Here is a 14,877-nt window from a genome sequence, read left to right on the forward strand (position 1 = left end):
GGATCTGGAGGAATAATAATTATGATTCATGTAATGGAAAATCGCCTGATTCGGAGAATGGATAAAGAAATTCTGATGATTGAACCTTGGGGAAAGAACAGTCTTCGTGTAAGAGCTACACGAAATGGTCGCTTTTTTGAGGATATTCCGTCTGCGTTAACGGAAGAAATCCAGGAAGACGGGAAGAAAGCAGAAATCATTCTGGAGAAAGAAGGAAAGGCAGCAAGAATTACTAATGGAAAACTGGTCTGCCTGCTTTCAGAGACAGGAAAACTAAAGTTTTTAAATGACAAAGGAGAAGTTCTGCTGGAAGAGTATGAGAGAGACCGTTTTCGTGAGGTGATGGAGGGAGATTTCTACAGTGCTCTGGAGATCCATCCCAGAGAAATGAAGCCAATTCCGTTGACAGACAGCTATCAGCTGACCGAACGGTTTGAAGCAGCCGATGGTGAGCAGTTTTTCGGTATGGGACAGTATCAGCAGAATATTCTGGATCTGAAGGGCTGTCGACTGGAACTGGCTCAGAGAAATTCTCAGATCACGATCCCTTTTACGATTTCAAGCAGAGGATACGGATTCTTATGGAACAATCCGGCTATCGGTTATGCGACTTTTGCCCAGAATGTGACAGAATGGCATGCAGATTCTTCCAAACAGCTGGACTTTTGGGTAACTGCCGGAGATACGCCGGCTATGATCGAGGAAGCTTATGCAAATGTTACCGGGAAAGCACCGATGATGCCGGAATACGGCATGGGTTTCTGGCAGTGTAAGCTTCGTTACTGGACTCAGGATGAGCTTCTTTCTGTGGCCCGGGAGTATAAAAAGAGAAATGTGCCGCTAGATGTGATCGTGGCAGACTTTTTCCACTGGCCGAACCAGGGAGATTGGAAATTTGACCGGGATTACTGGCCGGATCCGAAGGCTATGGTGGATGAATTGAATGAGATGGGTGTAAAACTCATGGTTTCTGTATGGCCGACGGTGGAAACTTCCAGTGAAAATTATGCAGAAATGGAAGAAAATGGATTTCTGATCCAGACAGAGGCCGGCAGAAAAGACGGAATTCTGAGCAATGCGGGAATTATGGATGTTACGAATCCGGAATGCCGCAAATATGTGTGGGAAAAACTGAAAAGGAATTATTATAATGACGGAGTCCGGATTTTCTGGCTGGATGAGGCAGAACCGGAACTGACAAAATATGAGTTCCAACATTACCGTTATTACGCAGGGAGTGACATGCAGGTAGGAAATGTCTACCCAAGAGAGTATGCAAAAATGGCTTATGAAGGCATGGAGGCAGAAGGGCAGGAGAATATTCTGAATCTGATCCGTTGTGCCTGGGCTGGTTCTCAGAAATACGGTACACTGGTATGGTCCGGAGATATTGATTCTTCTTTCCGTTCCCTGAAAAACCAGATCACGGCAGGCCTTGGTATGGGGCTGGCCGGTATCCCCTGGTGGAATACCGATATTGGCGGTTTCGGTGGTGCCGATGTGCGTGATGAGAGCTTTAAAGAGCTTCTGATCCGTTGGTTTGAGTTCGGTACCTTCAGTCCGGTCATGCGTCTTCATGGCTATCGAAAACCATTCCGTGAACCTTTGAGCAATAAAGGCGGCGGTAAATGTAACAGTGGAGCAGATAATGAAATCTGGAGCTATGGTCCGGAAGTTTATGAAATTTTAAAATCATATATAGAGCTTCGTGAAAAACTCAGACCTTACATTCGTGAAGTAATGAAAGCAGCGCATGAAAAGGGCACACCTGTAATGAGGACACTTTTCTATGAATTTCCAGAAGATAAGTATTGCTGGAAGGAAAAGGATGAGTATTTCTTTGGACCGGATATACTGGTGAAACCAATCACCGATGATGGAATCCGGGAAACTTCCGTTTATCTTCCGAATGGTTCTGAATGGAAAAATGCATGGACGGGTGAAGAGTATACAGGTGGAGAGAAAATCAAAGTTCAAGCCCCGTTGGAGAAAATTCCATTATTCATTCGTAAAGGAAGTTCGGTAGCAGAAATATTTTTCATTTGAAGGAGAAAGCAAAATGACAGATAAGACAGAAAAAGCAATCCAGCTGAAGAAAGTAACCGTAAAAGATGATTTTTGGAGTTATTTTCAGAACTTGGTACGAGATGTGGTGATTCCTTATCAGGAAAAAATCTTGAACGATGCGATTCCGGGAATTGAAAAAAGCCATGCAATTGAAAATTTCCGCATTGCGGCAGGAGAAGCAGAGGGCGAGTTTTACGGTCAGGTTTTTCAGGACAGTGATCTTGCAAAGTGGATGGAAGGGGCAGCTTATGCATCCCTTCTGGATCCCAGCGGAAAAATTGAAAAAAGTCTGGAAGAAGTACAACGCCTGGTGAAAAAGGCACAGGAGCCAGACGGTTATCTGGACACGTATTTTATCATCAAGGAGCCGGAAAAAAGATGGCAGAATCTGTTGGAATGCCATGAGCTCTATTGTATGGGACATATGATTGAAGCGGCAGTGGCTCACTATGAAGTGACAGGAAAAACAGATTTCCTGGAAGTAGCAAAGAAAGCGGCAGATCACATTGACAGTCGTTTCGGAAAAGAAAAAACAAGAGGAATCCCGGGGCATGAGGAGATTGAGTTGGCATTACTCCGGCTTTTCCAGGCGACCGGGGAGACAAAATACAGGGATCTGGCGGCATATTTCATTAACGAGCGTGGAACAGAACCCAATTATTTTGAAGTAGAGAGAAAGAAGATCAACTGGACACATTGGCCTATGGATCCTTATGACCGGAAATATTCCCAGAATCATAAGTCGGTACGGGAACAGAACACAGCGGAAGGACACAGTGTCAGGGCCATGTATCTCTATACGGCTATGGCGGATCTTGCAGGGGAGTTGAAGGATGATGGCTTAAAAGAAGCCTGCGAAAAGATTTGGGAAAATGCGGTCAATGCCAGGATGTATATTACCGGAGGTATTGGTTCTACAGTGGATGGAGAGGCCTTTACCATCGATTATGATCTTCCTAATGATACAGCCTATGCAGAAACCTGTGCATCTATTGGAATGGTCTTTTTCTCAAGAAAGATGTTGGAGCTGCAGCCGCAGGGAAAATACGCAGATATCATGGAAAAAGAGTTATATAATGGCATTTTAAGTGGAATGCAGCACGATGGCAGCAGATTCTTTTATGTCAATCCACTGGAAGTAGTACCGGGAGTTTCCGGAGAACTTTACGGATATCGTCATGACCTGCCCCAGAGACCGGAGTGGTATGCCTGTGCATGCTGTCCCCCGAATGTATCCAGACTGATCGCTTCTCTAGGAAAGTATGTCTGGGGAGAAAGTATAGATGGAAAAACGTTGTATTCGCATCTTTTTGTAGGGGGAACGGTGGAAACGGCAGGTATGAAGATAAATCTGGAAACCGCTTATCCATGGAAGGGAAGCCTTCGTTATACGGTCCTGGAGGCAGAAGGAGAAAAAACGCTGGCAGTCCGGATTCCAGGCTGGTGTACTTCTTATGAATTACAGTTAAATGGAGAAAAAGTTGCAGATGGATTACAGAAAGACGGATACTTCTATTTGACAAGAACCTGGAAAAGCGGCGATCAGTTAACATTGAATCTTGAACTTCCGGTAAAAAGGGTCTATGCAAATCAGGCAGTTCGGAAAGACGCAGGCTGTGTGGCACTGATGAGAGGACCGGTGGTTTACTGTCTGGAAGAAGCAGATAACGGAAAAGAATTGAGTGCTTTGCGCATTTCAGAGGAGGCAGAAATTGAGGTTCAAGAGAGAGAACTTTCGGAACTTGGAAATTTTGTGGGCCTGACAATCAAAGGAATAAAAGAAGTGAGTAGTCCGGAACTTTACAGCACAGAACCTCCCAGGGAAGAAACAGTAACCATGCAGGCGATCCCTTACTATTTGTGGGGAAATCGAGGTCTGGGAGAGATGCGAGTGTGGATTCGAAGATAGAATTCTGAGCGGCGTTCTTTCCGACTTTTGGTGTAATGCAAGGGAAAACAGAATAAAAGAAAACAGCGAAATCCCCGGGAGTCAGTCTCAACTGCTTCCCGGGGATTTCTCTATGTTATCTGGCTCTGGCTTTTCTGATAGAGCATGTAGCCGGTAGCTCCGGGAACTTTTTTCCATGAGATCCGCTGTTTCCATAAGAAGCTCCTTTTTGTTTTTCACATGGAAATATGCACTGCTTTCTTTTATCATTCATATCTTACAACAGGACGAAGAAAAAGAACAGAGGGAAGAAAGCAGATTTCCGCAGAAAAAAGCAAAGAAAAAAGCTGCAAAAACAGTTCACATTTGCGAAAATACACAAATGAAATAAAAAGTGCAAAAAAACTAGCCAAAAGTACAAACTTGTGGTAGTATAGGTAACTGTAGCTGGTAAATACCAGAATGGCAGGGCAATGAAAGAAAGCAGTCAGGAAGCCCGGCATCGTGATAGTAATCCTGTGAAATACAGATTACTGTAGAAAGGATCATTAAGGAGAATAATTATGGGAAAATATTTTGGAACAGACGGTTTCCGTGGGGAAGCCAATAAAACGTTAACTGCAGAGCACGCTTATAAGATCGGCCGTTTCCTGGGCTGGTATTACGGAAGAAATAAAGAGGAAGGCGAGAAATGTAAGATCGTCATCGGAAAAGACACCCGCCTGTCCTCCTATATGTTTGAGTATGCTCTGGTTTCCGGTCTGACAGCTTCCGGAGCAGAGGCTTATCTGCTTCATGTAACAACGACACCGTCCGTTTCCTATGTGGCAAGAACAGAGGATTTTGATTGCGGTATCATGATTTCTGCCAGCCACAATCCCTACTATGATAATGGAATCAAGCTGATCAACAGCAACGGTGAAAAAATGGATGAAGAGACCATTCTGAAGATTGAGGCTTATATCGATGGTCTTTCCGGTGAGATCCCGTTTGCTGTCAGAGATCAGATCGGACGCACCGTGGATTATGCGATGGGAAGAAACCGTTACATCGGTTATCTGATCTCTCTGGCTACCCGTTCCTATAAGAATAAAAGAGTCGGTCTGGACTGTGCAAACGGCAGTTCCTGGATGATCGCAAAGAGTGTATTTGACGCACTGGGAGCCAAGACCTATGTGATCAACAATGAGCCGGACGGAACGAACATCAATACCAACTGTGGTTCTACGCATATCGAAGGACTGCAGAAGCTGGTAAAAGAAAAAGGCCTGGATGTAGGTTTTGCTTTTGACGGTGATGCAGACCGCTGCCTCTGTGTGGATGAGAACGGAAATGTGATCAACGGTGATATGATTATCTATATCTACGGCTGCTATCTGAAAGAGCGCGGCAAACTGGCCGGAAACAAGGTTGTTACCACGGTAATGTCAAACTTTGGTCTTTACAAGGCACTGGATGATGCCGGAATCGAGTATGAGAAGACGGCAGTAGGCGATAAATACGTTTATGAAAATATGTCTGCCAACGGTTATCGTGTAGGTGGTGAGCAGTCCGGTCATATCATTTTCCGGAAATATGCAACAACAGGAGACGGGATCCTGACCGCGATCAAAATGATGGAGGTTATGCTGGAGAAGAAGAAAACGCTGGCTGAGCTGGCAGCTCCGGTACCGGTATATCCGCAGGTTCTGAAAAATATCCGGGTAACAGACAAGGCCGCTGCACAGAACGATCCGGATGTCCAGGCAGCAGTCAAAGCAGTCGGAGAAAAACTGGGAAGCGACGGCCGTATCCTGGTGCGTGAGAGCGGAACCGAGCCGCTGGTCCGTGTCATGGTGGAAGCCGGAGAAGAGGCACTTTGCGAAAAATATGTGGATGAGGTGATCGAGGTGATCGTGAAAAAGGGCTACCGGGAGGACTGACGAATGTGCGGAATTGTTGGATATACAGGAGCCTGGAATGCAGCACCGGTTCTTTTAAGCGGTCTTTCCAGACTGGAATACAGAGGCTATGATTCTGCCGGCATTGCCGTTTCCGATGTACGGGACGGCGAGAACCGGATCGAAGTTCTGAAGGCAAAGGGACGGCTTCAGGCGCTGAAAGAGATGACAGACAATGGAAATGCAGTAAACGGTACCTGCGGAATCGGTCACACCCGCTGGGCAACCCACGGGGAGCCTTCCGTAGCCAATGCCCATCCTCATTGTTCGAGGGATAAAAGGATCGTTGTGGTGCATAATGGCATCATCGAAAACTACAAGGAACTGAAGGAATATCTCCAGAAAAAAGGGTTTGAATTTCAGTCTCAGACTGATACGGAGGTGGTGGCGCATCTTCTGGATTACTATTATAAGGGAAATCCGCTGGAAGCCATTGCGCGGGTACTGAGCCGTATCCGTGGTTCCTATGCACTGGGAATCCTTTTTAAAGACCAGCCGGGAAAGATTTATGCGGTACGAAAAGACAGTCCGCTGATCATTGGTCGGTCGGAAAACGGAAATTTCATTGCTTCTGATGTACCGGCAATTCTGAAATATACAAAGAATGTCTGCTATATTTCCGATATGGAGATCGCAGAGCTTACAAAAGATTCCATTACTTTCTACGATGTGGATCAGGAAGTACTGGAAAAAGAGTTTCAGACGGTGGAGTGGGATGCAAAATCCGCGGAAAAAGGCGGTTTTGAGCATTTCATGCTGAAGGAGATCTATGAGCAGCCCAAAGCTGTGGCAGATACCATCCATCCCAGGATCAAGGATGGCAGGATCGTGATCGAAGAACTGGGTCTTTCCGATGAGGATATCCGGAAGATCAGCCGGATCCAGATGGTGGCCTGTGGTTCTGCTTATCATGTGTGCGCAGCGGCAAAATATGTCCTGGAGGAGCTTTCCGGTATTCCGGTGGATATCGATCTGGCTTCGGAATTCCGCTATCGGAATCCGATCCTCTCTGAGAATACGCTGGTCGTGATCGTGAGTCAGTCCGGTGAGACGGCAGATTCTCTTGCAGCACTCCGGGAAGCAAAAAAACGTGGTTTTCCGGTGCTTGGCATTGTAAATGTAGTGGGAAGTTCCATTGCAAGAGAAGCGGACAGTGTCTTTTATACCTGGGCAGGACCGGAAATCTCCGTAGCGACCACCAAGGCTTACAGTACGCAGCTGGCGGCTGTTTATCTTATTGGAATCCTTTTCGGAGAAGTGCGGGAATGTATCACCAGAGAAGAGGCGGATCATTATATAAAGGAGTTGTTAAAGCTTCCGGAAAAGATCCAGCGGATTCTGGATGAAAAAGAACGGATCCAGTGGCTGGCCAACAAATTTTCGCATACGAAAGATGTCTTTTTCATCGGACGGGGACTGGACTACGCCATTTCCATGGAAGGTTCCCTGAAACTGAAAGAGATCTCCTATATTCATTCCGAGGCTTATGCGGCAGGAGAACTGAAGCACGGGACCATTTCACTGGTAGAAAATGGCGTTCTGGTGATCGGTGTGGCAACGCAGCAGGAGCTTTTTGAAAAAGAAATCAGCAACCTGGTAGAGGTTAAGAGCCGTGGAGCTTCTGTTCTGGGACTGACCGGTTACGGCAATTACTCCATGGAGGATATTGCGGACTTTACGATCTATGTTCCCCGGACGGAGAGTTGTTTTGCTACCAGCCTGGCGGTGATTCCGCTGCAGCTTCTGGCTTATTATATTTCGGTTGCCAGAGGTCTTGATGTAGATAAACCGAGAAACCTTGCCAAAAGTGTGACAGTAGAGTAAACTGAATGCAGATCGCGAATGTCCGCTTTACGACAGATGGCAAACGGTTCAGAAGCTGTTGTGAAGGAAATGGACAGTTACGGAAAATGGACCGGAGGTTTCCTGCATAAGAAAGCTTCCGGCAGAGAAAGGCGGATTCGATTTATGCAGAACCTGACAAAGTACGCACTGGAAGATTCATTGAAAAAACTGCTTCTGAAAAAGCCGCTGGATAAGATTACCATCAACGATCTGACCAGTGACTGCGGCATCAGCCGGATGGCTTTTTATTATCATTTCAAAGACATTTATGACCTGGTGGAGTGGGCATGCATCGAGGATGCCGCCCGGGCACTTCAGGGGAAAAAAACGTACGCGACTTGGCAGGAAGGGATCCTTCAGATTTTTGAGGTGGTTCAGGAAAACAAACCGTTTATCTTGAATGTCTATCGCTGTGTGAGCCGGGAGCAGATCGAAAACTATCTTTTCAGCCTGACCTACGATCTCATTGCCGGTGTGGTGGAAGAACAGGCGGAAGGAATGGATGTCCAGAAGGAAGAAAGGGAGTTCATCGCTCATTTTTACAAGTACAGCTTTGTAGGTGTCATGCTGGACTGGATCCGTCGTGGAATGAAGGAGGAACCAAGAGAGCTGGCAGAAAAAATCTGTATCACCATGCATGGAAATATCATCCATTCCCTGGAAAATGCAGAGGCTGCGGCAAAGGGAGAACTGAAAATTTTTCAATAAGAAAACGGATCCATCGGAAACGGTGGGTCTGTTTTTTTCGGGAAAAAACGGGGAATACTTTACAAACGGGGCGGATTGTTAAAAAGTTTATCATTCTTCCGGCTTTGTTAATTGAAGATGGGAAAAGACTGCGGTAGAATACGGTCAGAAACAAGAAAGCAAACACTTATCAAAACGAAGTTTGAACGCGGATTGCGAATGTCCGCTTTACTAGAAAGGGGATTTTACTATGGCAAAGAAACATTCTTCTTTAGGACTGGCAGCTTTGGTGGCAGCAGGTGCAGGAGTAGCGGCACTGGCAACAAAGAATCGTCAGGAAAAAAGCGTGGAAAAGGCGGAAGTGAAGAAAACGACCAGTGATTACCGCAATACGGAACGTGGCATGAATCAGAAGAACAGCAAGGGTATTTACTATACCAACGGAAACTACGAAGCTTTTGCCCGTCCGGAGAAACCGGAAGGCGTCGATGACAAGCATGCTTACCTGGTAGGAAGCGGTCTGGCCTCTCTGGCAGCTGCCTGCTTCCTGGTTCGTGACGGTCAGATGCCTGGCTCTCACATCCATGTACTTGAGGCAATGGATGTTCCCGGCGGCGCCTGCGATGGTATTTTTGATCCGACCAGAGGTTATGTGATGCGTGGCGGCCGTGAAATGGAAAACCATTTCGAGTGTCTGTGGGATCTTTTCAGAAGCATTCCTTCTCTGGAAAAACCGGGTGCTTCCGTACTGGATGAATTCTACTGGCTGAACAAACATGATCCCAACTATTCCCTTTGCCGTGCGACCGTAAAACGGGGAAAAGATGCTCATACAGATGGTAAATTCAATCTGAGCCAGAAGGGCTGCATGGAGATCATGAAACTCTTCTTTACCAAAAACGAAGACCTGTACGATAAGACCATTGAAGATGTATTTGATGAGGAAGTCTTCGATTCCGCGTTCTGGCTGTACTGGCGGACCATGTTTGCTTTTGAAAACTGGCACAGTGCTCTGGAGATGAAGCTTTACTTCCAGAGATTTATCCACCATATCGGCGGTCTTCCGGATTTCAGTGCTCTGAAATTTACCCGTTACAATCAGTACGAGTCCCTGATCCTTCCCATGGTGGAATATCTGAAGGATGCCGGCGTGGATTTCCAGTATAACACCGAAGTGACCAATGTGATCTTTGAGATCTCTGACGGCAAAAAAGTTGCAAAAGCGATCGAGTGCAAGGTAAACGGTGTGGAGAAAGGGATCATCCTCACAGAAAACGATCTGGTATTCGTTACAAACGGAAGCTGTACCGAGGGCACGATTTACGGAGATCAGAATCATGCACCCAACGGTGATGCAGAGGTTCGTACCAGCGGCTGCTGGAGCCTGTGGAAGAATATCGCAAAACAGGATCCGTCCTTCGGTCATCCGGAAAAATTCTGCTCCGATGTGGCAAAGACCAACTGGGAGTCTGCAACCATTACCACACTGGATGATAAGATCATTCCGTATATCACCAAGATCTGCAAACGTGATCCGAGAACCGGAAAGGTGGTTACCGGCGGTATCGTAAGCTGTCAGGATTCCAAGTGGCTTTTAAGCTGGACCATCAACCGTCAGGGACAGTTCAAGGAACAGGATCCGGAGAAAGTCTGCGTATGGGTTTATGGCCTGTTCACCGATGTGCCTGGTGATTACATCAAGAAACCGATGAAAGACTGTACCGGTAAAGAGATCACCGAAGAGTGGCTGTATCATCTGGGAGTACCCGAAGAAGAGATCGAAGAGCTGGCTGAGCACAGCGCTGTCAGCGTACCGACCATGATGCCGTATATCACAGCCTTCTTCATGCCCCGTGCAAAGGGTGACCGCCCGGATGTCATTCCGGATGGCTGCAAGAACTTCGCTTTCCTCGGTCAGTTCGCAGAAACTCCGAGAGATACCATCTTCACGACAGAGTATTCTGTACGTACTGCAATGGAAGCCGTATATGGCCTGCTTGGTGTGGACAGAGGTGTTCCGGAAGTATGGGGAAGCGTTTATGATGTCCGTGATCTTCTGGATTCCAGCGTCAAACTCATGGATGGCAAATCTCCGCTGGAGATCGAACTGCCCGGTCCGCTGAACCTCATCAAAAAACCGCTGTTGAAGGTCGTTAAAGGAACCATTATTGAAGATCTTTTAAAAGAACATGGGATCTTGAAAGATTATATGTTGAAATAAAGAATTGCAGGGGGGAAACCATCAGAGTTGCGCAAGTCCTGGTTTCCCCCCTGCACCCCTCTTCCAGGGCACGCTAGAACATAGGGAGCTTACGTCAGACTGCTGCATAGCGATGATATGGTGGTTTGTGCTTCATAGTGAGAAGATGAACGCAGAATAAGCATTTACCCGCTTCAAGTGCGCGGAGCGACTGCGTTCATGAGCAGGTAGCAAAGCGGGCTGCAAATATTTGCTTTGCTTACTTGGTTTCAATATGAGACACGAAATACCATATGATCTCTGCGTAGCAGTCTGACGTAAGCCCCCCTATTTTCTAAGCGGGCCCGTTGGGAGGAGTGCAGAGGAGGGCGGCGGGCTCGCGACTTTGAGCCGCCCTCCTTTGCATAATTTCCTCCGCTTTCTCATAAAGCGTTTCCCATTTGACGTCCCGGAAAAAATATCATATAATCAAACCGCATCTGAAATCATTTTTAACGTTGTTGTATCGACAGCGTAACTGTTCAGTACCTTCACGTGCAACCTTCGGGATTTTGACATATTCATGCCCAAACACCTCGCGGGACAGTGGTGCCTGAATAGTTACCAGCCAACATCAGAAACGGAGTTTTATATGAATAAGAAGAAATCAATCGCATTTTTCTTAAGTATGGCAGCCTGCCTGTCTCTGGGTTTGGGAAGCATTCACGCAAAGGCTTACACCGACGAGGAGAAAGCCTACGTCAAATCCATGCTTCAGGCATACGGTTATTCACCGGATATGGCGGGAGCCAACCAGGCGTATCAGGATTACCTGAGCGGTAAATACAATGATATCTGTGAACAGTACGGTCTTCCGAAGCAGAACGTGGGAAGCGGAGATTCCGGCAGCAGCGACAGCCAGGGAAGCGGAGAAGGAACGGTTTCCGGCGACGGAAGCACGTCTTCCGGGGCAGCGCAGGATGACGGCAGGATCCATTTTGATCAGGCCAGAAGTGAAGAAGGCCTTTATTCCGTAACCTTAAAAGAAATCTGGGTAGAGGATGCCGTCCAGCCTCCTGTCATTACTGCCGGGAGCAGCCGTATCGATTCCCAGGAGACAGATATGCAGTATGCGGACCTGATTTTCGAGGTGACAAACGAAGGCTCTGAGGATATGGATGTATCGGAACTTCTCACCCTCACCCTGAATGACCACACCACAGACTATGAGGAAAGCCTGATCCGCAAAGAGTCCGCCCATGGAGCAGACCTTACCGAAGACACCATGCTGGCAGCGGGAGAAACGGGAAGCTTCCATTATATTACCCTGGTTCCGAAGACCAGCGAAAGCTTTATCGGAAAAGCAGAACTCAACGGAAACACCTATGAGATCCGTTTTGATACCACGACCCATCCGGGGAACAGAGAGACTCTGGAAGAGGGACAGACGTTGGAATGTGCGGATTTTGCAGCAGTTACCATGGGTTCATGGGTTCTGGATACAGCAGAAGGCAGAGAAGATACCGTTTCCGGTGAAACAGAAGAAAATGCTGGAGCGGAGACGGAAGAAGATACAGCTTCTGAAGTGGAAAACACAGACAAAACGGTGGATAACTCTTCCGAAAATCTCATGGGCGGTGCAAAAAACCTGCATCTGACGGCCAAAGTAAACAACCTTTCTGAAAAAGAGAGCAGCAGCGATGCTTATCTTGGTCTTCTGATCCTTGCAGACGGAAATCTTTACCGGGGACAGGTAAGCACTCCGGAAAACATGGCTTCCGGAGAAGAAAAAGAAGTAAACCTGGAGGCAGTCCTTCCCGGAGATGTGACAGAAGAGGCAATACAGGTCCTCGTTTATTTTGATGGAACCTGGTACCATTGCAAGTAAGCATGAAAAAGCATATTTCAGGAGCTCCTGTTTTTCGGTAAAATGTGGAAAACAGGACTCTGTACATTCGGAAAGGTGGAAAAACAGTGGAAGTGCAGAAGAAAAGACCGCTTCAGGCAGTGATTTTTGACGTGGATGGTCTGATGCTGGATTCAGAACGGCTGGTCATGCGCTCCTGGGATATAGCCGGAGAAAAAATGGGCTATGGTCCTCTGGGGCACAACATTTATCATACCCTCGGCATGAATCTTAAAGGCAGGGAAGAATATTTTAAACGCGTGTACGGAGAGGATTTTCCGTTTGCTGAATTTACAGAGGTCTACCGGGAGGAGAGCAGAATGATTCAGGAAAAAGAGGGCGTTCCTGTGAAAAAAGGTCTGCCGGAACTGATGGCGTTTTTGAAAAAAGAAGGCTTTGCTCTGGCAGTAGCCACTTCATCCAGTCAGGAGCGGACAAAGGAGAAACTGAAAGGTTGTGGTGTATGGGATGATTTTTCTGTGATCATCTGTGGTGACCAGGTACACCGCTCCAAGCCGGATCCGGAAATTTATGAAAAGGCAGGAACCGCTCTTAGAGCAGAGCCCGGAAAAACGCTGGTTCTAGAGGACTCTCAGAATGGCCTCAGATCCGCCCTGAACGCAGGCATGCTTCCCATCATGATACCGGACATTCTCAGATCCGCTCCGGAACTGGAACCACTCATCGAAGCGAAACTTGACGATCTCGCCCAGGTGATTCCCTATGTGAAAGAACATTTTTATAAAGAGAAAGTTGAATAATTTTGCAAAATCCAATTGTAAAAAAATAAAATATAAGTTATACTTACATTAAGAATTCTTCCTCTTAGGAAGGAAAATAATGGAAAATAAAAAATTTAAAAATCTGACGATTCGTGATGCCTTTTTATTTGCAGCAGTTATGACAGACCAGGAAATCTGCAGGAAACTGCTGGAGCTTTCCTTAGGAATTATCATTGCCAGTGTTCAGGTACAGACCGAAAAGACGATGTCCTATCATTCGGAATACCATGGAGTTCGCCTGGACGTATATGCTGCAGACGAAAAGCATACGAGGTACAATGTGGAAATGCAGGTGGCTCGTCAAGATTATCTTCCGAAAAGGAGCAGGTATTATCATGCTCAGTTGGATATGGATGCTCTGCTTGCCGGAGAATCCTATGAAAATTTACCGGATACCTATGTGATCTTTATCTGCGATTTTGATCCGTTTGGAGATGGCTTTTACCGGTATTACACCAGAACAAACTGTGAAGAAACCGGAAAGGCGGTAACGGATGGTGTAATAAGTGTATATCTGAATACCAGAGGCGAAAAAGAAGAGGGAATTTCTCCGGAACTTGTGGAATTTTTAAATTATGTGAAAAATTCCGGAAGGAAAGTGATCCAGGAAACGCCAGGTTCCTTTGTGAATCAGATTCAATGCTATATTGAGGAGATAAAAAGCAGTCGTGCAATGGAGGAACGTTATATGCTGTTAGAAGAGATGTTGCAAAAAGAAAAACAGGAAGGTATTTTAGAAAGCATTTTTACAATTCTCGATTCTAAGTTTTCTGTACCTGAAGAATTGAAAAATCAGATGAAAACAGAGAAAAATCCTCAAAAACTGAAAAGCTGGCTCTTGCTCTCAACGAAAGCAGTTTCGTTAGAAGATTTTTGCAGGCATATGTAATCAACTATTCTTATAAAATATCTATGTCCATTCTGGACAAAATACGTCTTATCATTCCCCATCATTTTATACATATAAATACGAGGAAGAATTCTATCTATCATGTATTTATCGGAATAAGCGCATAAAAGCCTCCGTGCAGTCAGGAAAAACTTCTGCGCGGAGGTTTTTTCGTGAAAAAAGGGAAATATAAAATTTTGGTTTTAAAAGTATTTATAGTAGGTATAATTAGAAATACAGAAAAAAATTATGGTATATTTAAAAACACAAACTGTGTACAACGAGTAAACAAAAAAGAAAATTTATATATAAAACGAAAACTTGTGAAAGAAAATGACATATTTCAGAAAAAAAGAGGGTGGAGATATGGAAGGATTCCGTTCAGCAGCAGGACGGCTTCATATGCTGTTTGCGGATGAAGACGAATATTATACAGACAGTCTGGTAAAGATGGACCGGGAAACGTATATCGGTTATTGCCTGCAGAGAGCCGGTTACCAGGGGATTTATTTGAAGGAAATAATGAACGCGAGAAGATCCTAATCTTTGAAATAATCAGCCCATTGACTTGTCTGTAAATTCGCGTGTACATTTGAAAAGCCTTAGTGTAGCCCGTATCAAAAAGATTCATAAAAACATATAAAATATTATATCCTATATGCAAAGTAATAATCAAAAAATGCATTTATATATG

General features: G+C 45.8%; 10 protein-coding genes. All 10 read left to right on the forward strand.

The genetic code is table 11. The annotated features are described in order from the left end of the window. Positions 1–21 precede the first annotated feature (21 nt). The gene (locus DXA57_RS10065) at positions 22–2,046 is read left to right on the forward strand and encodes a glycoside hydrolase family 31 protein (protein WP_117767157.1); all 2,025 of its coding nucleotides are present in this window, start codon (positions 22–24) and stop codon (positions 2,044–2,046) included. A gap of 13 nt (positions 2,047–2,059) precedes the next feature. Next, a complete protein-coding gene (locus tag DXA57_RS10070) occupies positions 2,060–3,976 on the forward strand; it encodes a glycoside hydrolase family 127 protein (protein ID WP_117767159.1) in 1,917 nt (638 codons plus the stop codon). Positions 3,977–4,518: 542 nt separating this feature from the next. Continuing rightward, positions 4,519–5,877: a phosphoglucosamine mutase gene (gene glmM, locus DXA57_RS10075; protein WP_117767161.1), complete on the forward strand. Its 1,359-nt coding sequence runs from the start codon at positions 4,519–4,521 to the stop codon at positions 5,875–5,877. A 3-nt stretch (positions 5,878–5,880) separates the two neighbouring features. Next, on the forward strand, positions 5,881–7,719 hold the full coding sequence (gene glmS / locus DXA57_RS10080; RefSeq protein WP_117767163.1) for a glutamine--fructose-6-phosphate transaminase (isomerizing): 1,839 nt from the start codon (positions 5,881–5,883) through the stop codon (positions 7,717–7,719). 144 nt (positions 7,720–7,863) lie between these two features. Further along, positions 7,864–8,448: a TetR-like C-terminal domain-containing protein gene (locus DXA57_RS10085; RefSeq protein ID WP_117767340.1), complete on the forward strand. Its 585-nt coding sequence runs from the start codon at positions 7,864–7,866 to the stop codon at positions 8,446–8,448. Positions 8,449–8,677: 229 nt separating this feature from the next. Then, the gene (locus DXA57_RS10090) at positions 8,678–10,648 is read left to right on the forward strand and encodes an oleate hydratase (protein ID WP_117767165.1); all 1,971 of its coding nucleotides are present in this window, start codon (positions 8,678–8,680) and stop codon (positions 10,646–10,648) included. Between the two features lie 610 nt (positions 10,649–11,258). Beyond that, the gene (locus tag DXA57_RS10095) at positions 11,259–12,494 is read left to right on the forward strand and encodes a hypothetical protein (RefSeq protein WP_117767167.1); all 1,236 of its coding nucleotides are present in this window, start codon (positions 11,259–11,261) and stop codon (positions 12,492–12,494) included. A gap of 86 nt (positions 12,495–12,580) precedes the next feature. Continuing rightward, positions 12,581–13,273 (forward strand): HAD family hydrolase, encoded by a 693-nt coding sequence (locus tag DXA57_RS10100; RefSeq protein WP_147345683.1) that lies wholly within the window; start codon positions 12,581–12,583, stop codon positions 13,271–13,273. A 79-nt stretch (positions 13,274–13,352) separates the two neighbouring features. Then, a complete protein-coding gene (locus tag DXA57_RS10105) occupies positions 13,353–14,183 on the forward strand; it encodes an Rpn family recombination-promoting nuclease/putative transposase (RefSeq protein WP_117767171.1) in 831 nt (276 codons plus the stop codon). A 366-nt stretch (positions 14,184–14,549) separates the two neighbouring features. Further along, positions 14,550–14,726 carry a hypothetical protein gene (locus DXA57_RS17210; RefSeq protein WP_158571298.1) on the forward strand — a complete coding sequence of 59 codons (177 nt, stop codon included), beginning with the start codon at positions 14,550–14,552 and terminating at the stop codon, positions 14,724–14,726. Positions 14,727–14,877: the final 151 nt, after the last annotated feature.

The organism is Blautia sp. OF03-15BH (genome assembly GCF_003463065.1).
Taxonomy (GTDB): Bacteria; Bacillota; Clostridia; order Lachnospirales; family Lachnospiraceae; genus Limivivens.

Excerpts from the sequence above, each read along its gene's own strand:
- DXA57_RS10090 (WP_117767165.1), top strand. The coding sequence starts at position 8,678 with ATGGCAAAGAAACATTCTTCTTTAGGACTGGCAGCTTTGGTGGCAGCA.
- DXA57_RS17210 (WP_158571298.1), top strand. The coding sequence starts at position 14,550 with ATGGAAGGATTCCGTTCAGCAGCAGGACGGCTTCATATGCTGTTTGCG.
- glmM (WP_117767161.1), top strand. The coding sequence starts at position 4,519 with ATGGGAAAATATTTTGGAACAGACGGTTTCCGTGGGGAAGCCAATAAA.
- DXA57_RS10095 (WP_117767167.1), top strand. The coding sequence starts at position 11,259 with ATGAATAAGAAGAAATCAATCGCATTTTTCTTAAGTATGGCAGCCTGC.
- DXA57_RS10070 (WP_117767159.1), top strand. The coding sequence starts at position 2,060 with ATGACAGATAAGACAGAAAAAGCAATCCAGCTGAAGAAAGTAACCGTA.
- DXA57_RS10065 (WP_117767157.1), top strand. The coding sequence starts at position 22 with ATGATTCATGTAATGGAAAATCGCCTGATTCGGAGAATGGATAAAGAA.
- DXA57_RS10085 (WP_117767340.1), top strand. The coding sequence starts at position 7,864 with ATGCAGAACCTGACAAAGTACGCACTGGAAGATTCATTGAAAAAACTG.
- glmS (WP_117767163.1), top strand. The coding sequence starts at position 5,881 with ATGTGCGGAATTGTTGGATATACAGGAGCCTGGAATGCAGCACCGGTT.
- DXA57_RS10105 (WP_117767171.1), top strand. The coding sequence starts at position 13,353 with ATGGAAAATAAAAAATTTAAAAATCTGACGATTCGTGATGCCTTTTTA.